At 53.9% G+C, this 22744-nt stretch carries 23 protein-coding genes and 1 rRNA gene; 3 read left to right on the top strand and 21 right to left on the bottom strand.

Going from position 1 to position 22744, the window contains the following annotated elements:
- The first annotated feature begins 12 nt into the window (after positions 1 to 12).
- A 5S ribosomal RNA gene (gene rrf, locus FGI04_RS17425) occupies positions 13 to 128 on the top strand.
- A gap of 451 nt (positions 129 to 579) precedes the next feature.
- Here rrf and FGI04_RS17420 read toward each other — a convergent pair.
- The 7 genes from FGI04_RS17420 to FGI04_RS17390 form a co-directional block, all read right to left on the bottom strand.
- Positions 580 to 1341: an amino acid ABC transporter ATP-binding protein gene (locus FGI04_RS17420; protein WP_012882989.1), complete on the bottom strand. Its 762-nt coding sequence runs from the start codon at positions 1339 to 1341 to the stop codon at positions 580 to 582.
- Positions 1342 to 1349: 8 nt separating this feature from the next.
- Positions 1350 to 2444 (bottom strand): amino acid ABC transporter permease, encoded by a 1095-nt coding sequence (locus FGI04_RS17415; RefSeq protein WP_407274402.1) that lies wholly within the window; start codon positions 2442 to 2444, stop codon positions 1350 to 1352.
- Positions 2445 to 2453: 9 nt separating this feature from the next.
- Positions 2454 to 3632: an amino acid ABC transporter permease gene (locus FGI04_RS17410; protein ID WP_342699004.1), complete on the bottom strand. Its 1179-nt coding sequence runs from the start codon at positions 3630 to 3632 to the stop codon at positions 2454 to 2456.
- Between the two features lie 72 nt (positions 3633 to 3704).
- Positions 3705 to 4730 carry an amino acid ABC transporter substrate-binding protein gene (locus FGI04_RS17405; RefSeq protein ID WP_023638688.1) on the bottom strand — a complete coding sequence of 342 codons (1026 nt, stop codon included), beginning with the start codon at positions 4728 to 4730 and terminating at the stop codon, positions 3705 to 3707.
- 300 nt (positions 4731 to 5030) lie between these two features.
- Complete coding sequence (locus tag FGI04_RS17400; RefSeq protein WP_342699003.1) at positions 5031 to 5723, bottom strand: CTP synthase C-terminal region-related (seleno)protein; 693 nt, start codon at positions 5721 to 5723, stop codon at positions 5031 to 5033.
- 101 nt (positions 5724 to 5824) lie between these two features.
- Positions 5825 to 6490: an amino acid ABC transporter permease gene (locus tag FGI04_RS17395; protein ID WP_342699002.1), complete on the bottom strand. Its 666-nt coding sequence runs from the start codon at positions 6488 to 6490 to the stop codon at positions 5825 to 5827.
- 27 nt (positions 6491 to 6517) lie between these two features.
- The gene (locus FGI04_RS17390; protein WP_023638691.1) at positions 6518 to 7288 is read right to left on the bottom strand and encodes an amino acid ABC transporter substrate-binding protein; all 771 of its coding nucleotides are present in this window, start codon (positions 7286 to 7288) and stop codon (positions 6518 to 6520) included.
- A 245-nt stretch (positions 7289 to 7533) separates the two neighbouring features.
- On the opposite strand from FGI04_RS17390, the gene FGI04_RS17385 reads away from it, so the two are divergent.
- Positions 7534 to 8676: an endonuclease/exonuclease/phosphatase family protein gene (locus FGI04_RS17385; RefSeq protein WP_342699000.1), complete on the top strand. Its 1143-nt coding sequence runs from the start codon at positions 7534 to 7536 to the stop codon at positions 8674 to 8676.
- A gap of 95 nt (positions 8677 to 8771) precedes the next feature.
- On the opposite strand, the gene FGI04_RS17380 is transcribed toward FGI04_RS17385, so the two are convergent.
- From FGI04_RS17380 to FGI04_RS17365, 4 genes are read right to left on the bottom strand one after another with little or no spacing between them, the layout of a single operon-like run.
- On the bottom strand, positions 8772 to 9545 hold the full coding sequence (locus tag FGI04_RS17380) for a dimethyl sulfoxide reductase anchor subunit family protein (RefSeq protein ID WP_342698999.1): 774 nt from the start codon (positions 9543 to 9545) through the stop codon (positions 8772 to 8774).
- Between the two features lie 2 nt (positions 9546 to 9547).
- Positions 9548 to 10102, bottom strand: coding sequence for a 4Fe-4S dicluster domain-containing protein (locus FGI04_RS17375; RefSeq protein ID WP_342698998.1), 555 nt, complete (start codon positions 10100 to 10102; stop codon positions 9548 to 9550).
- Complete coding sequence (locus FGI04_RS17370; protein WP_407337037.1) at positions 10099 to 12396, bottom strand: molybdopterin-dependent oxidoreductase; 2298 nt, start codon at positions 12394 to 12396, stop codon at positions 10099 to 10101. The genes FGI04_RS17375 and FGI04_RS17370 overlap by 4 nt, the downstream gene beginning before the upstream one ends.
- Positions 12389 to 13021, bottom strand: coding sequence for a TorD/DmsD family molecular chaperone (locus tag FGI04_RS17365; protein WP_407337036.1), 633 nt, complete (start codon positions 13019 to 13021; stop codon positions 12389 to 12391). The genes FGI04_RS17370 and FGI04_RS17365 overlap by 8 nt, the downstream gene beginning before the upstream one ends.
- Before the next feature lie 247 nt (positions 13022 to 13268).
- On the opposite strand from FGI04_RS17365, the gene FGI04_RS17360 reads away from it, so the two are divergent.
- Positions 13269 to 14048, top strand: coding sequence for an SDR family NAD(P)-dependent oxidoreductase (locus tag FGI04_RS17360; RefSeq protein ID WP_342698995.1), 780 nt, complete (start codon positions 13269 to 13271; stop codon positions 14046 to 14048).
- 85 nt (positions 14049 to 14133) lie between these two features.
- On the opposite strand, the gene fis is transcribed toward FGI04_RS17360, so the two are convergent.
- From fis to msrP, 10 genes are all read right to left on the bottom strand, one after another.
- The gene (fis, locus tag FGI04_RS17355) at positions 14134 to 14430 is read right to left on the bottom strand and encodes a DNA-binding transcriptional regulator Fis (RefSeq protein ID WP_012883002.1); all 297 of its coding nucleotides are present in this window, start codon (positions 14428 to 14430) and stop codon (positions 14134 to 14136) included.
- A gap of 23 nt (positions 14431 to 14453) precedes the next feature.
- Positions 14454 to 15419, bottom strand: coding sequence for a tRNA dihydrouridine synthase DusB (gene dusB, locus FGI04_RS17350; RefSeq protein ID WP_038906775.1), 966 nt, complete (start codon positions 15417 to 15419; stop codon positions 14454 to 14456).
- Between the two features lie 333 nt (positions 15420 to 15752).
- Complete coding sequence (gene prmA, locus FGI04_RS17345) at positions 15753 to 16640, bottom strand: 50S ribosomal protein L11 methyltransferase (protein ID WP_407337035.1); 888 nt, start codon at positions 16638 to 16640, stop codon at positions 15753 to 15755.
- Positions 16641 to 16654: 14 nt separating this feature from the next.
- Positions 16655 to 18106: a sodium/pantothenate symporter gene (gene panF, locus FGI04_RS17340; protein WP_407337034.1), complete on the bottom strand. Its 1452-nt coding sequence runs from the start codon at positions 18104 to 18106 to the stop codon at positions 16655 to 16657.
- Positions 18096 to 18338: a YhdT family protein gene (locus tag FGI04_RS17335; RefSeq protein ID WP_016943127.1), complete on the bottom strand. Its 243-nt coding sequence runs from the start codon at positions 18336 to 18338 to the stop codon at positions 18096 to 18098. Before FGI04_RS17335 ends, panF begins: the two co-directional genes overlap by 11 nt.
- A gap of 176 nt (positions 18339 to 18514) precedes the next feature.
- Entirely contained in the window at positions 18515 to 19858 is a 1344-nt protein-coding gene (gene accC / locus FGI04_RS17330; RefSeq protein WP_012883007.1) for an acetyl-CoA carboxylase biotin carboxylase subunit, read from the bottom strand.
- An 11-nt stretch (positions 19859 to 19869) separates the two neighbouring features.
- Positions 19870 to 20337: an acetyl-CoA carboxylase biotin carboxyl carrier protein gene (accB, locus tag FGI04_RS17325; RefSeq protein ID WP_016943126.1), complete on the bottom strand. Its 468-nt coding sequence runs from the start codon at positions 20335 to 20337 to the stop codon at positions 19870 to 19872.
- Positions 20338 to 20372: 35 nt separating this feature from the next.
- A complete protein-coding gene (gene aroQ, locus FGI04_RS17320; RefSeq protein ID WP_168364732.1) occupies positions 20373 to 20825 on the bottom strand; it encodes a type II 3-dehydroquinate dehydratase in 453 nt (150 codons plus the stop codon).
- Between the two features lie 239 nt (positions 20826 to 21064).
- A complete protein-coding gene (gene msrQ, locus FGI04_RS17315; protein WP_342698992.1) occupies positions 21065 to 21664 on the bottom strand; it encodes a protein-methionine-sulfoxide reductase heme-binding subunit MsrQ in 600 nt (199 codons plus the stop codon).
- Between the two features lie 63 nt (positions 21665 to 21727).
- Positions 21728 to 22729, bottom strand: coding sequence for a protein-methionine-sulfoxide reductase catalytic subunit MsrP (msrP, locus tag FGI04_RS17310; protein ID WP_407274409.1), 1002 nt, complete (start codon positions 22727 to 22729; stop codon positions 21728 to 21730).
- Between the last annotated feature and the right edge of the window lie 15 nt (positions 22730 to 22744).

Raw genomic sequence — 22744 nt, 5'->3', positions numbered from 1 at the left:
CAAAAGAATTTGCCTGGCGGCGAGAGCGCGGTGGTCCCACCTGACCCCATGCCGAACTCAGAAGTGAAACGCCGTAGCGCCGATGGTAGTGTGGGGTCTCCCCATGCGAGAGTAGGGAACTGCCAGGCATCAAACAGAGCGAAGGGCCCGGTCGAAAGACCGGGCCTTTTGTTTTTTGTGGTTTGCGGGGTAATGACCGGGCGGATGAATGACCGGTTGAGCAGGGTCAGCGCGCACAGCGCGCCCCGGCTAACACCGGGATTTTAATGGGTATCGTCCAGGTGGCAGCCTGAGACAGCTGGTCAGCCACTTCTGATACGGTGCCTTGATTACGCTGATTTATACGCGAGCCTCTTCACCCGCGCATCGGTTCCACCCTCGCTCTCATACCTCATCCGTTCTCCTCTATACAACCCTGCTGTTTTGTTCTGTGTGCATGAAAACATCTTCAGCGGACAGTGCTGTCAACCGAAGAGTATTTATCGCTGATTTTAATATGCAAAATGGGGACATAAAAAAGCCCGCACATCGTGGGCGGGCTGGGACGTTGTGTGACGTTGTGTATTGTGTAGACGGTGATCAGTGCAGGATTTGCGCCAGAAACGTTTGTGTGCGTTCTGAACGTGGGCTACCGAAGAAGATATCCGGCGGCGCTTGTTCAACGATCTCACCCTGATCCATAAAGATCACCCGGTTAGCTACCGTGCGAGCGAAGCCCATTTCATGGGTAACGCACAGCATAGTCATACCATCTTCTGCCAGACCTAGCATGGTATCCAGCACCTCTTTGACCATTTCCGGATCCAGTGCGGATGTCGGTTCATCAAACAGCATGATTTTCGGTTTCATACACAGTGAGCGGGCAATCGCAACGCGCTGTTGCTGGCCGCCGGAAAGCTGGCCCGGATATTTATGGGCATGGGCGGCGATACGAACACGCTCCAGGTAATGCATTGCCAATGCTTCCGCTTCTTTTTTCGGCATATTACGCACCCAGCACGGGGCCAATGTACAGTTTTGCAGAACTGTCAGATGCGGGAACAGGTTGAAGTGCTGGAATACCATGCCGACTTCTGTTCTGACTTTCTCAATATTACGGCTGTCATGGTTGAGTTCGATGCCGTCAACGACGATCCGACCTTGTTGGTGCTCTTCCAAATGGTTGATACAACGGATTGTAGTTGATTTGCCCGAGCCAGATGGCCCACATAACACGATACGCTCGCCTTGGCTGACCTGCAGGTTAATGTCTTTCAGTACATGGAACTGCCCATACCACTTGTTCACATTTTCCAGTGTAATCATGTGGTTGGATGAAGATGTCAATGTGTCCTGGTTCATGGATAACCTCAATGGGACTTATGTCCAGTATCAAAACGTTTTTCTAAATGCTGGCTATAGCGCGACATGCTAAAGCAGAAGATCCAATAGATAATGGCAGCAAAAACATAGCCTTCTGTGGACATCCCCAGCCAGGCCGGGTCAACAGTTGCTTGCTGAATACTGCTAAACAGGTCGAACAAACCGATGATGATTACCAGACTGGTGTCTTTGAACAGGGCGATAATGGTGTTGACCAGACCGGGGATCACCATCTTTAGCGCCTGGGGCAGAATGACCAATCCCTGCATACGCCAGTATCCCAGTGCCAGAGATTGCGCTGCTTCATATTGTCCTTTCGGGAGTGCCTGTAAGCCGCCACGTACCACTTCTGCGACATATGCCGACTGGAACAAAATTACCCCAACCAAGGCGCGCAGTAGTTTGTCGATGTTGGTGCCTTCCGTCAGGAACAAAGGCAGCATCACCGAGGACATGAACAGCACTGTGATCAGGGGAACGCCGCGCCAGAACTCGATGAAAATCACGCATAGCGCGCGCAGTACCGGCATGTTGGAACGGCGTCCCAGTGCCAGTAATATTCCCAGCGGTAACGCACCTGCGATGCCGATCGCTGCGATGATGATAGTCAGTGTCAGACCACCCCACTGACGGGTTTCCACCCGACTCAGGCCACCAAAGCCGCCGAACAGCAACCACCAGGCAAGTAGCGGATAGACTACGCACCAGATGGCGATATAACGGCCACGGCGTGGCAGATTACGCCAGAACATCGGCAGGATGCTGATCAACGCCAGTACCAGCGCAAAGTTAATGCGCCAGAGCTCTTCCCGTGGATAAAGCCCGTACATGAATTGCTCGAAACGGGCATGGACGAATACCCAGCAGGCACCATCACTGGTGCAGTCTGCACGGGTTGAACCGACCCAGTTGGCCTTGAAGATAGCCCAATTTAGTAACGGTGGGATCAGGGTCCACAGTAACCACAGGCAGACCAACGTCAACACGCTGTTGGTAACACTGGAGAACAGGTTCCGTCGTGCCCAGACGATGGCGTTGCTAATGGGCGTCGGATTGGATGGTGTGTGTGTTGTCATAGTCATCCTGTTCCTTTAACGCTCAATTAAGGCGATTTTCCGGTTATAGAGGTTCATCAGTAATGAGATCAGCAGACTGATAATCAGGTAGACCGACATGGTGATGGCAATGGTCTCAATGGCTTGCCCGGTCTGGTTCAGAACCGTACCGGCGAACAGCGACACCATATCCGGGTAGCCAATGGCAGCTGCCAGTGACGAGTTTTTCACGATGTTCAGATATTGACTGGTCAACGGCGGAATGATGACGCGCAGTGCCTGTGGCAGGATAACTTTGCGTAAGGTGACCGGTTTTGGCAGACCCAGCGACAGTGCCGCTTCATGCTGCCCGTGAGAAACAGACTGGATACCTGAGCGAATGATCTCGGCAATAAATGACGAGGTATATACCGATAACGCCAGCGCCAGCGCCGCCAGTTCCGGAATAAGCACCAGGCCACCGCTAAAGTTAAACCCTTTCAGGACCGGAAAATCCCAGTGCAGTGCCCGGCCAAAAACCAGATGAGAGAGACCCAGCAGTACCGCCAACATTGCGATAGGAATGGGCCAGTAACGGCGTTGCTGACCGGTTAGCTCATGGTAGCGTTTATTCCGACGATACAAGGCGATTGCACATCCCAGAGAGACGAGCAGCGCAAGCAAAGACGGGAGTGCGCCTGGGCCAAACCCCGCTGCTGGAATATACAGGCCGCGGTTGCTGAGAAAAAAGGTATCGAACGCGCTGACGGCCTGACGGGGGCCGGGCAGATTGCGTAATACCGCGAAATACCAAAAGAAGATCTGCAGTAACGGTGGGATGTTACGAAACGTTTCGATATAGATCGTTGAAAGTTTACGCAGCAGCCAGTTATCAGACAGACGTGCCAGACCGACGATAAACCCCAGCAGTGAGGCGCAGATAATACAGATGGCTGAAACCAGCAACGTATTAAGCAGGCCAATAACAAAAACGCGAGCATAGGTGTCGTCCTGATCGTAGTCAATCAGGTGCTGAACGATACCAAAGCCAGCGCTGTTATTTAAAAAGGCAAAACCTGATGTAATTCCACGCTGTGAGAGGTTAGTGACGGTATTGTGCAGCAGGTAAGCGGCGGTAACCACCACGATGATGACAGCAAGGATTTGATACAACCAGGCGCGCACCGCTGGATTAGTCAGTGATAAATCACCTTTCACGGTTGGGCGTTGCAGCATGTTGGAGCCTCAGTGACGGATAAAGCAAGGGCACGGCTGGTTCGCAGCACGTGCCCGTTTTTGCATCAAGAATTAGCGAACAGCAGGGGCGTACTGGATACCGCCTTTGTTCCACAGTTCGTTCAGGCCGCGCTTGATTTTCAGCTCACTGCCCTGACCTACGTTACGCTCGAACACTTCACCGTAGTTACCGACCTGCTTAACGATTTTATACGCCCAGTCATTTGGCAATTTCAGATCTTTACCGAAGTTACCTTCTTTACCCAACAGGTGTGCCATGTCCGGAGTGGTCGGCTTGGCGGCCATCTGATCGACGTTTTGAGAGGTCACACCCATCTCTTCGGCGTCCAGCATGGCAAACAGTGTCCAGCGAACAATGGCAAACCAGTCTTCGTCACCACGACGTACAACCGGTCCCAACGGTTCTTTGGAGATCACTTCCGGCAGCACGACGAAGTCGGCCGGTTTACCCAGTTTGATACGCAGGGCGTACAACTGAGACTGATCGGAAGCCAGCGTATCGCAACGGCCGGAGTCCAGTGCTTTGGCGCTTTCGTCAGAACGGTCAAAGGTCACCGGGGTGTACTTCATATTGTGGGTCTTGAAGTAGTCGGCTACGTTCAGCTCGGTGTCGGTACCGGCCTGGATACACACGGTGGCACCGTCCAGTTCTTTGGCGCTTTTCAGCCCGGCTTTGTTATGAGCGAGGAAGCCGATACCGTCGTAGTAGGTCACGCCGGTGAACAGCAGGCCCATGCTACCGTCACGGGATGAGGTCCAGGTGGTGTTACGGGACAGCACATCCACTTCGCCGGACTGCAGGGCTGTGAAGCGCTCTTTAGCTGTCAGTGGGGTGTATTTGACTTTGTTGGCATCACCAAAAATGGCAGCCGCGACGCCACGGCAGACGTCAACATCGATACCGGAGTATTTGCCGTTGGCATCGGCATACGAGAAACCAGGAAGTCCATCGCTGATACCACACTGTACGAAACCTTTCTTCTGAATGGCATCAAGCGTTGCGCCCGCGTGTGCCTGATTGATGAAGGCAAACAGTGAAGCGCTGGCTACCAGCGTGGACATAATCACTTTTTTCATAATCATCGTATGTGCCTAATGTAATTGTAATGTGCTTGTTGTGTTGTGGCGCAGTCATGGCCGCGCCTGCTCTGTCTGTCAGTGGGCCAGCATGATGAGCCGGACACCGTCATTAACAATAAGCAAAAACGGTGCCAGCTTGTCATGATGGTGAGATGGGCAGAAAACTAAATCCTATCCGTGGCGAATCGGGATAAATGGGTGGTATGGAGGGATAAAGCAAAGGCATAGGGTGCACCAAAATGGTGGAATTGTTCTCCTGTCGATCCAATTTGGTGCAACTTGTGTAAAAAACTGCGGTTAATGTGCTGCTGCTGCCTCAAGGAGAGCAATAGCCAACGGTGGCGTTATCTGTTTTAGTGCAGCACGTTCCGGCTGAAACAGGGTACCGACGAAAAAGGGATGATCGAGGATTTCGATGGCGCGAATATCGCCGTTGTCATCCACACCGGAAACCCGGATACCAGCTGCCGTGAACGCATCCCGAAACGCTTCATTAATGCCGTAGCGGCAACGATAGCCTTCGGTGATCGCCTCACGGCCGTAGGCGCGGGCGATGTGTGAATCAGACAACAGACGGATATCACCCTCTTTTTCCACCATTTCGCATTGTAACGGGGTAATTACCGATCGGCCTTCCAGGGTCACTTCCGCATTGTTGGCGTCGTGCCAGCCTAGCGCATGGCGGGCATATTCCAGCAAGGCGTACTGGCAACCGCCACAGGTGCCCAGAAAGGGGATAGGCGTTTCGCGGGCAAACCGAATGGCTTGCAGGATATTGTCGTCGTGACGGTATGGGCTGGCAGGAACGCACCAAATTGCATCGAAGGCATGAAGCTGGGCGGTCGACAACTGTTCACTGTCTATCCATTGGTAGTGCATCGTGAGATTCAACTGGCGGGCAGCGAGGGCAAGAGCAAGGGGTATAGCCTGATGAGCGGTGACGGCTGGGGTGTAGTCACCTATCAGCGCGATATTGACAGTCTGTTTCATGACATTCTCCGGCTGGTAAAAAAGAAGGCTACGGGAAACCGGGGAAAATGTCGAGTCTGGCTTGATGAGTGTGGCAGGCTGGACAGCCTGCCGAACGAGGATTAATGCACGACGTGACGCTGATAGTATTTTTCCAGTCGCGCCTGCAATTTACTCAGTACCGTACTGAACATCAGGTAGATGAGTGCGGCTTCGATATACAGGATGAGCGGTTCATAAGTGACCGAGACAATCCGTTGCGCTGCCAGAAACATTTCAGGCACCGTGATCACGGCAGCCAGTGAGGTATCCTTGACCAGTGAAATAAAGGTGTTAGCCAACGGTGGCAGCGATACGAATACCGACTGCGGCACAATCACCCAGCGAATAGCCTGTGCGCCGCTCATACCCAGCGAATAGGCCGCATTCCACTGACCTTTGGGTACGGAAAGAATCGCACCACGTACTATCTCTGAGCTGTAGGCACCCACGTTCAGGCTAAAGCCAATCAGCGCGGCCGGAAAGGCATCCAGCGTGATACCGGCATTGGGCAAGCCATAGAAAATCAGAAAGAGCTGGACCAGCAGCGGCGTGCCGCGAACCACCCACACATAAAAATCACAGATCTTTTTGAGCGGTGCGGCACCGTACAGGCGCAACAACGCCACCAATACGCCGATCATCAAACCGAGAATAAAGGAGAGAATCGCGAGAGGAACGGTGAAGGTCAGCCCGGCGGAAAGCAGACTCCAGAAGGAGTCTGCCATAAGTTGTAGCCATGATGGCATATCTACAATAACTCCGATATCAATGCATTATTTGGAAACGTCTTGTCCAAAGTATCGCACAGAAATCGTCTTATAGGTGCCGTCTGCTTTGATTTGATCCAATGCTTTGTTGAGTGCATCAACCAGTTGCGGCTGGTTTTTGCGTACCAGAATGGCGGATGGATCGCCGCTTTCTGCGGTGGCGACCACTTTCACATTGGCGTCAGGCTTGTGTTTTTTGAAGTCCAGGAACGACAGGTTATCGTTCAGGGTCGCTTCCGCTCGACCGCTCAGCACCAACTCTAGAGACTGGTTAAAGCCATCGGTCGGGACGATTTCTGCACCGTAGCTGGTGGCCAGTTTAGAATAGTTACTGGTCAGGCTTTGGGCTGATTTATGACCTTTCAGATCGTTGAACGATTTGATGCTGGTGTTATCACCCCGTACGATCAGCACGGATTTAGCATCAATGTACGGTTTGGAGAAGTCATATTTTACCTGGCGTTCTTTGGTGACACCCACCTGGTTGATGACGGCGTCATAACGTTTGGCGTCCACACCCGCGATAAGCCCATCCCAACGGCCTTCAACAAATTCTGCTTTTACGCCCAGTTTTTCTGCTACCGCACGGCCGACGTCTACGTCGAAACCCACTAACTTGCCGGAGGCATCGTGGTAAGTGTAAGGCGCGTAAGTGCCTTCCGTACCGAATTTAATCACACCGGCGGCTTTGATAGCGCTAAGGTCGTCCTGTGCCTGAGCCAGTACGCTGGTAACCAGTAAAGCGCCGGTAAGTAATGCTAAGCGAGATTTTTTCATCATTGTTCCTGCCAGATATGGCTGTTGCCGTTGCGAGTCAGAAATGCTGCGAATTTACGTGATGTCGTGATGTTTGCCAAGTCCATAAAGACATGGCTTATATCTGCTATGAATATAGTGAGTAGCAGTATTTTTTACCACAGCGTGTCACCGGTCGGTGTGACGGGCGGTCGTGATATACGGTGGTAACAATCGGTTGTCAGACTTGTTATTTCCCGCCATAGCCTGTTGCCTGAGGAGGAGCTATGAAGCTCAGACTTGCCAGCTATAACGTTGAAAACCTGTTTCATCGTACCGCGATTCTTAACCTGCCTGACCCCCAGCAAAGCAGTGAACTGCTTGAAAAAGTACGCCAGCTACAAACACTGCTGGAAAATGCTAACTATGACGATGCCTTGAAAGAGCGGGTTTTTACCCTGACCAGTAATCTCCAGCCTTATATCGACCTGCGTGTTGATGGCGGCTCGCTGGGTAGCTGGAAAAGTGAAGCTGGCAAGACCGGCTTTCGGATTAACAAAAGCTGCCGGGGACGCGGTGATTGGTTAGGCGAGCTGGTTTTTCGTTCCGAGGCGTTTAGCGACCAGCAGCGAAAAAATACCGGGTTGGTGATCAACGCGCTGAAGGCTGACATCCTGTGTGCGGCCGAAGTGGAAAATATGGCGGTGCTGCATGATTTCAACCAGCAGATTCTGGCAGACCAGGCCTTTGCTCAGTATGTCATGATAGATAGCCCGAATGATCCGCGCGGTATTGATGTAGCCTGCCTGACGCGCCACCGCATTACCCAACTACGCACCCACATTTTTGATACCAGCACGTCGTTTTCCCCGCTGTTTAGCCGTGATTGTCTGGAAGTGACGGTTGATGTTGGCCTGACGCAGCCGGTGCATGTGCTATGTAACCACTTCAAAAGCCAGAATGGGCGTAACGATGAGGAACGTGAACGGGCTGCCAGACGGCGGCACGCTCAGGCGGAGCGTGTGGCCGACATCGTGCGCGGATACAACCTGCAGCAAGAGTATGTGGTGGTGATGGGGGACTTAAACGAGGATAGCGCCAACCCCTGGCACAGCCTGGCACCGCTGTTTTCCGTGCCGGATTTGCACCCGGTGGTCGATCCCACTTTGCCGGAAACAGCACGCTATACCTATTACTTCTCCGGCGGTAAGCCTGGCGAGCGTTTGAACCAACTGGACTATATTTTCATTTCCACGCCGTTACATCAGGCAAAGGTCGACTGGGGCATTGAGCGGCGCGGTATCTATAACATCGACAAGATTGCCGCGAAAGAAGGGGCAGATCCGGTGACACCGTTCCCGACGGTCACCTCTTGGGATACCGCCGCCTCGGATCACGCCGCTATCTGGGTGGAATGTGATCTGAACTGAGCAGGATGAGTACTGCGAAACCAACAGGCCCGCTTTTTGGCAGGCCCGTTGTTTTTTGTCAGTGTTGTCTGTAGGTGTTCACTGTGTTTTCTCTGTCAGTAAGGCTGTCCGATGTTGATGATAGTGCTGATGGTATCGCCAAAGAATGTCAGTCGACTCAGGAAGATACCCAGCAGCGCAATCACGACCGTTGCGACGGAGACGGCTGTTTTTTGCCGCTGGCAGGATAAGCCGAATGCAATGATAAAACAGACTAACCCACACCAGAAAAATGGCGATGACCCCCATTGCTCTGATGTCATACGCATGATCGTTCCGCCGCTACGCCAGATTAACGGTGCGGCGATCAGCGCCAGAATCAGCAACGTTAATCCGTGACGCAGGGGCGAAATGGCCGACGTTTTATCCAGTAGCGGGAGGGCCGCCGCGCCCATCACCCAGGCTGTCAGCAAATATAAAATCATGGGGAGTCCATTGTTGATAGCGATCATCGCAGGTGCTGCATAGGTCAGCCCCTGCACAATCACCAGCACGATCCCCATTACGGCGGCCGCTATCACCGTCACCTGTTTTCCATCGGTCAACAGTGCCAGTGCGATAGTGGCGGCAAAGAGTATTGCCGCCAGAATTTCCCGGCTAAGCCATGAATGCTTGAGGTTGATAAAGGCGTTATAACCGTGCAACGGGTCTGCCAGATGGAAGGTCGCGCCAATCAATGACACGGCTAGCACCACGCCAGTGATGAACCAGGCTTTGCGTTGTGGCACCGCGTGATCGCACAGACGCCGCCAGGCCAGAAACAGCGACATGCCAACAGCGGTTTGGCTTAGTGATGTAAAGAAAACCAAAGGTAGCTCATAGTGTTCCATGATTATTCTCCAGCCTGTTTTGGCGTGCGAGGCATGATGAAACGCGTTCCAGGATTCAGGGATGGCATAACCGGGTAGCCCGGCGGGTATTGTACGGCGTTGGCGGGAACGGCCTGTTCATCCAGGTCTATCATGGTTAATGCGCCCACCGGACAGGCTTCAATGCAGGCTGTCTGTAACCCCACATCCAACCGCTCATAGCACATGCTGCATTTTTCGGCCTTATGGGTGACTTCGTTAAATTTAGGTGCCCCGTAGGGGCAGCTGCGCAGGCAGTTTTTGCAACCGATGCAGCGCGCCGGGTCGTGCACCACAATGCCGTCTTCACGTTTGGTATAGGCTTCGACCGGGCAGGCATCCAGACAGGCGGGATGCTCGCAGTGATTGCACGCCAGAGAATAAAAAGCCCTCTCTTCGTGCGGGTAGATGGATTTCCCCAGTGGGTAGACATAGCGCCAGAACAGATCCGGCTCTAACTGATTAAAACTTTTGCAGGCCATGGCGCAGCCACGGCACCCAATGCATTTTTCACTATCGACCAGGAATGCGCGTCTCATGCTCGGGTTCCTCCCATCACTCTGCTTTGCGCCGGTGCCGACGTTAAGGCGATATCAGCGAACTGACAGTGAATGGCGGAGCCCGGCGCACCCGTCTTCATTTTTCCCATATCTGATGAGGTATCATCGACGACGTTTTGTACGTTAAACGCTTGTTTGTTAAACCAGGCCTCGTACATCAGCAGCATGTCTTGCGGTACGTTGGTGGTCAGTCTGGCTCTGACGGTGACGTCGCCAATGCCATTAAAGACGCGTACCCAATCGAGTTCACGGATACCTTTTTGTTGCGCTGCTACCGGGTGGAGGTAGACAAAAGGTTCCGGGTAGAAGACTTGCATCCAGTCCAGATTGATGAACTGAGAATGCAGGCCGTATAGCGTGTGGGGGGTGAAGAGCTGGAACGGTAAATTTTTCTCTCTTCCCGGCCGGTACTCGGGCAGCAGGGTATGACCATTCTCCTTACACAATGCTGATGTAAACTCGTATTTGCCGGACGGCGTCTTGAACTTGCGATCATGCCAGGCTGCTGGGTGTGGAAGTTTGGCTTTGACCGGACCATCCAGCAACGTTTCCCATGACGAGATACCAAACAGCTTGTAGATGCTGTCGTTAAACTCTTTTGCCACCCATTCTTTGCCGTCAATATCCTGCGGGAAGGTGCAGGAGCCGGGAGATAACCGGTTCATGGTGCGCGAAAGCGCAGCGGCGATGTCCAGGTCGGATTTGCATTCGTACATCGGTTTAATCGCTGGCTGATTGAGAGTCAGCCAGTAGTGCCAATACGATACCGAGATATTCCACTCTTCCATCTGTGTGGTCGCCGGTAATACGATATCGGCCTGTTCCACAGTCTGATTGAAGAATTGATCTACGCAGACTACCATCTCCAGTTTATTGAAGGCTTTCAACATCTTATTATGGTCGAAATCTTGGGAGAGTGGGTTTTTGCAAGACACCCATAGCATGCGAATCGGCGGATCGTTGGTATCCAGTATCGATTGTGCGGTTTTATTGATATTCAGGCTGCGATCGGTATAGCTGGATGCTTCTTTAGCGCCGAAGTCGAACTCCCCTTTAGGCCCGCTCTGGCCAGTAAAACCGACAGAACCGGCGGGTTGTTTCTGCATCATGGCGTGGTAGTTGAACCCCCAGGTGTAGAGGTGGCCGTAGCGAGCACCTCCGCCCTCCAGACCGATGTTGCCGCTCATGGCGACCAGCGCGTCAATGGCTCGCACATTGGCGCCGCCATTGATGTGTCGCTGCATACCGTAGCCTATCCAGATTGTCGCGGGTTTGACGGCAGTAAATTCTTCTGCAAGCTGACGAATCGTTTGTGCGGGCAAGCCACATTGTTCAGATGCCCATTCAACTGTGACATTTTCCCGCAGGTATTGCGCAAACTCTGGGAACCCCAGCGAATATTGCGTGACAAATTCGTTATCAACCAGCCCGTTATCGAGCAGATGTCGTGCCATACCCAGCGCCAGTGCGCCGTCGGAAGCGGGGCGGATCCGTAAGTACAGATCTGCTTTGGCGGCGGTCTGGGTCAAAATGGGGTCGATGACCACCACTTTGGCTCCGCGCTCCCGCGCCTGATAGAGGTATTTCATACTGTGCAGGGAGCACCAGGCCGGGTTAGCACCCCAGACAATGATGTATTTGGATTTGGCCAAATCTTCAGGGTCGTTGCACCACATATCGCCCATGTCGTAGCTCTGGGCATCAATACCGGCGGGCCAGCACGGCGTACCGACAAAACGGGTGGTGTAGCCCAGCGAGGACATCATGCCTTCAACGCCATAGTTGAGGATGCCGAGGTTTCCTGAATATTTGGTGAGCGCCAGACCCAGTAATGACCCGTCTTTCTTTTTGATTTCCAGGATCTTGTTGGCGATTCGTTCCATCGCTTCGTCCCAGGAGATGCGACGCCATTTTCCTGAGCCGCGGCCATCCTGAATCATCGGGTATTTGATCCGGTCAGGGCTGTAGACGCGGCGAGGGTAGGTGAGCCCTTTAAGGCAAGGCATTCCGTGGGTGAAGGTAGACTCTTTTGCGCCGTCAATGTAGGCGATCACGCCATCTTTCACATAGGTTTTCAGGCTGCACGTGTCATAGCAGTTTCGCGGACATGAGTTCCGGAAAATCGTATAGCTGTTCGGGTTGTAAGGAATAGGCGCTTGCGCACGAGCCTGACGAGGCAGTAACAAGCTACCGGGTAAGCTGGCCGCAACACCAGTAATGGCGAGTGTTTTTATAAATCGCCGTCTGTCGGGGGAATTGGGGGTGTCACGCATGTGATGTTCTCCGTTGCAAATCGAAAAACCAAAGCGATAGCACGTCGACCACCGATGAAATCACCGGTGTTGGCGCATGGTTGTTGATGCGATCGATAAAACGCGGTAACCACTGTCCCAGATGGTCATGGGCCAGCCAGTACAGGGCGTCATGCTGTGCTGGTGTGGGATAGAGACAGGAAAAGAGCAGTAAACAGGCGTCAATCTCGTAAGCGATATGGTCGTCAGGAAGGCAGTTCTCCTGCGGTACCTCATACCCGAGTTGGTGGTACAGCTGACGGGCTTCCAGCGTACATTTCCCCATCACTTGCGGCTCTGCATGCAGATAAATACCGGCATAAGGTGGCGCTGGCAGCGTCATCGGGCCGACGAACAGGCGGTTAAAGTCATACTCGACTTCCAGCCAGTCATCCTGCGTCAGGTTAACGGGTAGCCTCACCCGGTGCTGACAGAGAGTGTGAAGGCGGGTACAGACCGAAGACAGCGAGCCAGATACCGGAAACGCAAAAAAATCACGCAGGCACATGCCGATTGATACCCACTCCTCACGGGAGAAAGGCGCAACCGGTATTGAAGATGGCACAGAAGGGTTCTCTTCGTTAAAGGAGGGGGTGTGCGCATTCATAACGGACGTTCTCATGTACTGATGAATAATCACACTATAGGACTATGTTGATCGTTTATTTTTTGATTAACCACATGGTTTGTACTGATATTTGTCGACGACGCGACAATAATCTGTTGATGCGATTGTGATCACAGTTTGCCGTTAGCGGGCGAAAAAAAGATGTGCGTTAAATAGTCCACCACGATTACAAGCTATCTGTGTGACGACAGGGGCGTTTTCTCATCGGCAGAGTGGAGAAAAGGGAATGACAAATCAGTACCGGGTGGAAGGTAAAACCGCATTGGTGACGGGTGGGGCCCGTGGCATTGGAAAAGCGATTGTTGAGCGATTGGCGGCGGAGGGTGCCGCTTTTATTGGTATTCATGATATTGACGATTCACACGCAGCGCAGGAAACAGCAGCAAGAGCGCGGGAACTGGGGGCGCAGGCGGTGGTGATACCCGCTGACTTCGCCGTTGATCCGAAGCAACAAAGCCGGGCGCTCTGGGCGCAATTCCACCAGGCACTTGAGCAGGCCGGGGGCGATGGCCTGGATATTCTGGTTAATAACGCTGGTATCTCCCCTCTGGCGACGGTGGAAGACACCTCAGATGATCTGTACGACAAGGTCATGGCGATTAACGTGACAGCCCCGTTTTTCTTGATCCAGTCGGCCGGGCCGTATCTGCGTTCCGGGGGGTGCATTATCAACATCTCTTCTGCACGTACCCGAATTGCGGCGGCCAACCGGGCGGTATATGCCGCGTCAAAAGGTGCCATTAATGTCCTGACCCTCTCGCTGGCACCGGAATACGGTACACGCCATATTACTGTTAATGCGATTGCACCCGGTGTGACGGAAACCGAGATGGTGAAAACGATGTTGGAGGATGCGGCCATTCGCCAGAAAGCAGAGCGTTATTCCGTTTTCTCACGTCTTGGTCAACCGCAGGACGTCGCGGCGGTGGCGGTGTTCCTCGCCTCGGCGGATGCCCGTTGGATAACAGGGCAGGTGTTGGATGCGTCAGGAGGCTCATGTCTGTAAACCGCAGGCTACGGCGTGATACCGTCAATAAAAAAGGCGCTTGCCGTGAGGGAAGCGCCTTTCTTCAGAGATGAACGGATGAGTATCAGTTCATGCCGTATTTTTTCAGTTTCTTACGCAGCGTACCGCGGTTGATACCCATCATCAAGGCAGCGCGGGTCTGGTTACCGCGGGTGTATTGCATCACCATGTCCAACAGCGGCTGTTCTACTTCAGCCAGTACCAGCTCATACAGGTCATTCACGTCCTGACCATTCAGTTGAGCGAAATAGTTCTTCAGTGCCTGTTTAACCGAGTCGCGCAGGGGTTTTTGGGTTACCTGAGCCTGAGAGTTTACAGTGGAAACGGTCAGTACGTCAGAATTCACGCGTTGTTCGAACATAGTTCTGTCAGCTCTTTTTCTGTTTACGCAAGATTTTCAAAATATGCCTTCAACGCCTCCAGCTGTTCGCTGGCGTCCTCTATGGCGTTGAATGTGCGCCTAAACTGGTCGTTTGGGGCGTGCTCCTGGAGATACCAGGACACGTGCTTACGTGCTATACGAAATCCCTTGCCTGGACCATAAAAGTCGTGCAATTCCCGTATATGCCCGATCAACAAGTGCTTGACCTCTGCCAGTGGCAGGGGCGGCAGCAACTCCCCTGTGTCCAGATAATGCTGGATTTCCCGAAAGATCCAGGGTCTTCCCTGAGCAGCTCGTCCTATCATCAGGGCATCAGCCCCGGTGTAATCAAGAACCGCTCTGGCTTTGCGCGGGTCAGTAATGTCGCCATTCGCAATAATGGGAATGGAAACACTCTGCTTAACTGTCCGAATGCTGTCGTATTCCGCCTCGCCATTGAACAGACACGCACGCGTGCGTCCATGAACGGTCAGCGCCTGAATACCACAATCTTCAGCCAATTTGGCAATCTCTACACAGTTACGGTGCTCTGGTGCCCAGCCGGTACGAATCTTCAACGTGACCGGTACATCGACGGCGTTTACCACCGCCGTCAGGATCTGCTTGACCAACGCTGGATACTGCAACAGCGCGGAACCCGCCATCTTGCGGTTGACCTTTTTGGCCGGGCATCCCATGTTGATGTCGATGATCTGCGCGCCGCTTTCGGCGTTGATTCTCGCCGCTTCCGCCATCTCATCCGGATCACCGCCGGCTATCTGTACTGCACGGATACCGGGCTCATCACTATGCACCATGCGCAAGCGCGATTTGTCCGAACGCCACACCTCCGGATTGGAAGAGAGCATCTCGGAAACCGTCATTCCAGCGCCCATCGCGTAACAGAGTGCCCGGAAAGGGCGATCGCTTACGCCCGCCATCGGGGCGGCAATCAAACGATTGGGAAGCTGAAATTGTCCAATGCGCATAGACAAAGAGTGACCATACTGTGCCTGCAAGGGCGCGTATATTACGCATTTTTTACGCGATAGGAAAGGCCAAACTTTGAGCAATTGAGCGGAACAGATCAAGGAAATGTTGCATTGCTACTGCGCTATTTTTATTTTTCCTTTATTAACAAAAGGTTATTTTTATTCCGCTGATTTTATGTACACGACGGAGAAATTAAACATCCGCCTGAATATGCTGTTTCACCGCATAGAAACAGTGATTGATGGCAAGGGGAGTCCGTTTGTCCAACGAAATATCCGTACGAATCACCTGACGCAACGGCGATGTTCCGTCAGGTGAATACAACGCGATTAGAGCGGTTTGCGGATACCGGTAATGCGGCACCACTCTTCTTTTTCTGCTACCGGGTCGAGCTGGAATTGCGCTTCATAGGCTTGCGCCACGCTCTGTGCCTGTGAGGCCAGAATGCCGGACAGACCGAGATGGCCGCCTGCTTTTGGCAACACGCTGATAAGCGGGGCCAGCTCGCGCAGCGGACCCGCCAGGATATTGGCGACGACCACATCGGCAGATAAGTCTTTGGGCTGATCTTTTGGCAGGTACAGCTCCAGCCGTTCAGACACGCCGTTACGCTGAGCGTTATCACGGCTGGCCTGAATGGCCTGCGGGTCGATATCGATGCCGATAGCATGCGCGGCACCGAGTTTTAACGCGGCGATGGCCAGAATACCGGAGCCGCAACCAAAATCGATGACGGTTTTGCCATCCAGATCCAGCCCGTCGAGCCATTGCAGGCACAACGACGTCGTGGGATGGGTGCCGGTACCGAATGCCAGACCGGGGTCCAGCATGACATTGACCGCATTTGGGTCCGGTACGTCACGCCAGCTTGGGCAAATCCACAGTCGCTTGCCGAACTGCATGGGATGAAAGTTTTCCATCCATTCCCGTTCCCAGTCTTTGTCTTCCAGTTGTTCGATTTTGTGCTGGAAACCGGCACCGAGCAGCGGCTCCTGCTCCAGTATGGCTACCACCTCGGCCATGTCGGTTTCGGCGTCGTACAGGCCGATAACGTCGGTATCGCCCCACAAACGGGTTTCACCCGGCAGGGGTTCAAACACCGGCGTGTCATGCGTGTCCTGAAACGTGACCGAGACGGCACCGCTTTCAGACAGCGCGTCGCCTAATTGCTCCGCATGTGCGCCGGAGGTATTAATTTTCAGTTGAATCCACGGCATAGCAGCCTCTGACCTCAAAGTGATGAAGATGCGGCAATCGCTGATGCGGGCTGACGCCCTACGCGGTTACCCAGAATAAACGCCACCAGGCTTAACAGCAGCGATGGCACAATCGGATGAAAGCCCGCCAGCTGGATATTGAAGCTGGCGAGCAGGGTATAGCTGATAGCCCCACTGAACATCGAACTCAGCGCGCCTGCGGCGTTAGCACGTTCCCAGTAGAGGCCCAGCACCAGCGGCCACAGGAACACGGCTTCCAGCCCGCCAAACGCCAGCAGGTTCAGCCAGATGATCATTTCCGGCGGTCGCCATGACGCCAGCAGTACCAGCAAGCCGAGCAGCAGGGTGGTCAGGCTGGATAGATGGCGGATATAACGCTCGTTGCTTATCTTCTGAGGATAGACGCTCAGGTAGAGATCTTTCACGATCGTGGCGGAAGCCTGGAGTAAATGCGCGTTAATGTTCGACATAATGGCTGCTGTCGGTGCGGCCAAAAAGATCCCGGCTGCCAGTGGCGGCAGCACGGTGAGCATCAGTTCCGGCAATACCTGATCCGGAATGGTCAGGTTAGGCAGGATAGCACGCCCCAGCGCACCAGCCAGATGCATCCCCAGCATCAGTACGCTGATGACCACCGTACCGATCAGGATACCGCGGTGTAGCGCCTTGCTATCGCGATAGGAAATGCAGCGCACGGCGGTATTGGGCAGGCCAATCACGCCAAAACACACCAGTATCCAGAACGAGGTCATGAACGGGGCGGACAGGATCTGGTTGCTGCCGTGCGGATCGACCAACGCCGGATTGATCTGCGCCAGTTTGCCGACGGCGGCGGGCAATCCGCCTGCGGCGTAGATCACGCCAGCCAGCAGCAACAGCGTGCCTATCAGCATCACGATGCCCTGTAACGCGTCATTCAGTACACTGGCGCGAAAGCCGCCGAACGCGGTGTAGAGCAGGATGGTAATGCCGAAAATCAACAGTCCGATGTTATAGGGTACATGCGCTACGGTTTCCAGCAACCGGGCACCGCCGATGAACTGCACCGCCATCGCGCCGATAAACGCCACCAGCAGGCTCAGGCTGGCAAACCAGACCAGTAAGCGGCTGCCGTAGCGGGCGTAGAGCATGTCATTCAGTGTGATGGCGTTATAGCGGCGGGCCAGAATCGCGAATTTCTTACCGAGAATGCTCAGTGACAACAGCATCGTCGGTACCTGAATCATCGACAACAGTACCCAGCCTAGCCCGTATTTATAGGCCGCGCCGGGGCCGCCGATAAACGAGCTGGCGCTGACATACGTGCCAATCAGCGTCATCGCCAATACGAAGCCGCCCATCGAACGGTTGCCGATAAAGTACTCGGTGAGAAAGTTACCCTGTTGGCGACGCCGCCAGGCATAAACGGACAGACCGAATACCAATAGCAGGTAAGCCATCAACGGCAGGATGACATCACTTTGCATCGTGATTCTCCAGTGATATGTCGCGGAAGATGACGCGTACCATCAGCCAGCACAGACCGATGAACAGTAGCGGCAGCAGCAGGCAGGCCAGCTCGAACCAGTGCGGCAGGCCCGTCAGGCCGGGATGGTTGTCGGGTAGATAGGCAAAGAGCACCCAGGCTACCAGATAGGCCAGCGTTAGCACCAGTGACCAACGGGCTTCGCGGTGAGCCTGCAAAAAGCGTTTATCCATGATTTCCCCCTAAATCCAGCAGGAATCAGTGTGTATAGATGACACAAAACAGGGGATTTTACGGCATGTTAGCCAATTGCCCAGCGAAAAATCGATGTATTGGTGCAGAACGCGGTGAGTTGAGGGGAAACAAAAACGGGCCGACGCAGGCCGACCCGTTTTATTGGTGCAGAGAATTACTGCAGACCGAGTTTCTTCTCCAGATAGTGGATGTTAGTCCCACCATGCTGGAAGTTTTCGTCGGACATGATGCGCATCTGTAATTCCACATTGGTTTTGATGCCATCGATGATCAGCTCAGCCAACGCATTCTTCATGCGGGAAATGGCGATGTCGCGGCTTTCACCGTAAGTGATCAGTTTGCCGATCATGGAATCGTAATGCGGCGGTACGGTATAGCCCGCATAAATGTGCGATTCCCAACGTACGCCAAAACCGCCCGGTGCGTGGAAACGGGTGATTTTACCTGGGCTTGGCATGAAGGTGTTCGGGTCTTCAGCGTTGATACGGCATTCCACCGCATGACCACGAACTTTCACTTCTTCCTGCTTGATGGACAGCGGCTGACCGGCAGCAATACGCAACTGCTCTTTGATCAGGTCCACACCGGTGATCATTTCGGTTACCGGGTGCTCTACCTGAATACGGGTGTTCATTTCAATGAAATAGAACTCGCCGTTTTCAAACAGGAACTCGAAGGTACCGGCACCGCGGTAGTTGATGTCGACGCACGCCTTGGCACAGCGTTCACCGATATAGCGACGCAGATCGGAGGTAATACCCGGTGCTGGCGCTTCTTCCACCACTTTCTGGTGACGACGCTGCATGGAACAGTCGCGCTCCGCCAGATAAATGGCGTTGCCCTGGCCGTCTGCCAGTACCTGGATTTCCACGTGACGCGGGTTTTCCAGGTATTTTTCCATGTAGACCATGTCGTTGTTGAACGCCGCTTTCGCTTCTGCGCGGGTCATCGCGATCGATTGTTCCAGCTCTTTTTCGCTACGCACGACGCGCATACCGCGACCGCCGCCGCCGCCAGAGGCTTTGATAATGACCGGATAACCGATGCGCTTACCGATAGCGCGGTTCTTATCCATGTCGTCACCCAGCGGGCCGTCAGAACCCGGTACACAGGGAACACCGGCTTTCTTCATGGCACTGATGGCAGACACTTTGTCACCCATCAGACGGATGGTGTCGGCACGCGGGCCGATGAAGATAAAACCGGAACGTTCAACCTGCTCAGCGAAGTCAGCGTTTTCAGACAGGAAACCGTAACCCGGGTGGATAGCCACTGCACCGGTGATTTCCGCCGCTGCGATGATCGCCGGAATATTCAGGTAGCTTTTTGTCGACGGAGCCGGACCGATACACACGGTTTCGTCCGCCAGCAATACGTGTTTCAGATCGCGGTCCGCAGTGGAATGCACGGCGACGGTTTTGATGCCCAGTTCTTTACAGGCACGCAAAATGCGCAACGCAATCTCACCACGGTTGGCGATGACAATTTTATCTAGCATGGTAAGCCTCGTTATTCGATGACAACCAATGGCTCGTCAAATTCAACCGGCTGGCCGCTTTCAACCAGAATGGCTTTCACCACACCCGCTTTGTCTGCTTCGATCTGGTTCATCATTTTCATGGCTTCAACGATGCACAGGGTATCGCCGACTTTGACCTGCTGGCCGACTTCCACGAACGGTTTCGCGTCCGGGCTCGGCGTACGGTAGAAGGTACCTACCATCGGTGAACGTACCACATGACCGCTGATGGCAGCGGGTGCGGCGGCTTCAGCAGCAGCGGCTGGCGCGGCTGCCGGAGCGGCCGCTGGTGCGAACTGCTGCGGCATCGGTGCGTAGGCCTGTTGCATCATCGGGTAGCTACCCGGTGCCGGAGCACGACTGATGCGTACCGACTCTTCACCTTCGGAGATTTCCAGTTCGGCGATGCCGGATTCTTCAACCAGTTCGATCAGTTTCTTGATTTTACGAATATCCATGAATGTGGTTCCGTACTCTTGTTAATTGGAAATGGTTAATTGGACGTTGACAGGCGTTTTACCGCTGTCTGTAAACCATAATGGTATCCATCTGCCCCCAGACCGCAGATCACCCCAGCTGACACATCAGACAGGTAAGAGTGATGACGGAAAGGTTCACGTGCGTGCACGTTAGTCAGGTGGATCTCGATAAACGGGATGGCGACCGCCAACAGAGCATCCCGTAGCGCCACACTGGTGTGGGTAAACGCTGCCGGGTTAATCAGAATGAAGTCAGTGTTTCCTCTGGCCTGATGGATACGGTCAATCAGCTCATGTTCCGCATTTGACTGCAGGTGGGAAAGCCGCACGTTCAGCGCTGCCGCATCTTGTTCCAGTCGGCTCACGATCTCCGCCAGCGTCGTATGACCGTATTTATCCGGCTCACGGGTTCCCAGCAGATTCAGGTTTGGACCGTTAAGGAGCAAAATGTGAAACTTGTCTGCCATTGTGCTGCTATCTCCCTCGATTGGCTCAGTGGCGCACAACATAACGCGAAGCTATCCGTTTGTCACCCTTTGCGGAGCGAAAATGTCCCTTTTCATCCGCACGGTTTGGACATTATAGCCATATCGTAGCAGTTAGCAGCCAAATACTGGTCTTATCTGCGGAGTTACCTGCGGCGCCATTGACAAAATTTTACGAAAATACGCGAAAAATACCGTCTTCTGCGTACAGATAGTGCTGATTAACGACGCCATCGACGCAACTTCTGGTAGCGAAAAAGCAGCAATATGAAGGCAACGGAAGCGTACATGATCGGTAATGGCGACAGCGATTTTACCGACCAAAGATAATGAACAGGAGCTAAGATCACGACCAGATAAATGAGATTGTGCAGCTTTTGCCAGCCTGATCCCAGTTTGCGCTGTGCTGACTGGGTGGAGGTCACGGTTAATGCCAGCAGTATCAGCCAACTTGCCATGCCGAGCATCAGGTAAGGACGCAGAAGAATCTCTTTTCCCAACAAATCGAGATGATTAACCCCCAGCTCCAGCAGCGCATAGCTGAGCAGATGCAGGCAGGCCCAGGCAAAACACCACAGCCCCAGTAGACGGCGGCAGCGGATCAGCAGCGGCTGTTTACCGTAGCGTGCCAGCGGCGTCACCATCAGTGTCGCCAGCAGCAGTTTCAGCGCCATTCTGCCGGTAAAATGCTGGATATCTTTTGCCGGATCGGCGCTGAACGCACCCTGATTAACGGCGAACACCAGCCAGAGTAGCGGCAGGAGCGCCGCCAGATGCAGTACGACTTTCAGGGCGATGATGTGTCGGGAGGTCAGACGCATACCGTCATGTTCCTATATAGAGATGAACGCCCGCAACGTGGCGGGAGTCATAGGTTGAGTCGATCAAAAGTTGGCCCGTAAATCCAGCCCCTGATACAGCGAGGCGACCTGATCGGCATAGCCGTTGAACAATAACGTCGGCTGACGCTGGACGTTCAGCAACCCACCGGCACCGATGACCCGTTCGCTGGCTTGCGACCAGCGAGGATGATCGACATTAGGGTTAACGTTGGCGTAAAACCCGTACTCATTAGGTGCCGCCAGATTCCAGGTTGAAGGCGGTTGTTGACGTGTGAGGCTGATATGCACGATGGACTTTATGTTCTTGAAGCCGTATTTCCACGGTGTGACCAGCCGTATCGGCGCGCCGTTTTGCGGTGGCAGCGTCTTGCCGTAAACACCAACGGCCAGGAAGGCCAGCGGGTGCATAGCTTCGTCTAAACGCAACCCTTCGACATACGGGTAATCGAGACCGCCCCCCATAAAGCTATCTTTTTGGCCAGGCATTTGTGCCGGGTCATACAGGGTTTGAAAGGCGACATAACGGGCATGACTGGTCGGTTCAGCCTGTTTTATCAATTGAGATAACTCAAACCCGACCCACGGGATCACCATCGACCAGGCTTCGACGCAGCGAAAGCGGTAGATGCGTTCTTCCAGCGGGAAACGGCGGCGAATATCGTCGATATCCAGCGTGATGGGTTTGGCGACTTCACCGTCGATCCGCACCGTCCATCCTTCGGTCTTGAGACCACCCGCGTTAGCGGCAGGGTCGGCTTTATCCAGACCGAATTCATAGAAATTGTTATAACCGGTGACTTTGTCTTCCGGCGTTAGCGCCAGATCAGGGTGCCATTGTGGCGGCTGGCTAAATGTCAGCGGCTTGCCGGGTGGGGCGGCAGGTGCGCGTTTTCCCTGGAACCAGTTGAGCAGGTCGGCGCGTGCGGCGGGCGACAGGCTCAGCGTGGCGGCGGTCAGCCCCAACGCCTTAAGAACGGTGCGGCGCTGATAGAACAGCGATTCTGGCGTCACGTCGGCGCCAGTCAGTTTGCGATGTCTGGACATGGTGAACTCCCGCTT

Origin of the sequence: Dickeya ananatis, from assembly GCF_019464615.1 — a bacterium.
GTDB classification, from domain to species: Bacteria; Pseudomonadota; Gammaproteobacteria; order Enterobacterales; family Enterobacteriaceae; genus Dickeya; species Dickeya oryzae.
Note: the sequence above shows the minus strand (reverse complement) of the source record. Positions and strands in the feature narration are given on the sequence as shown.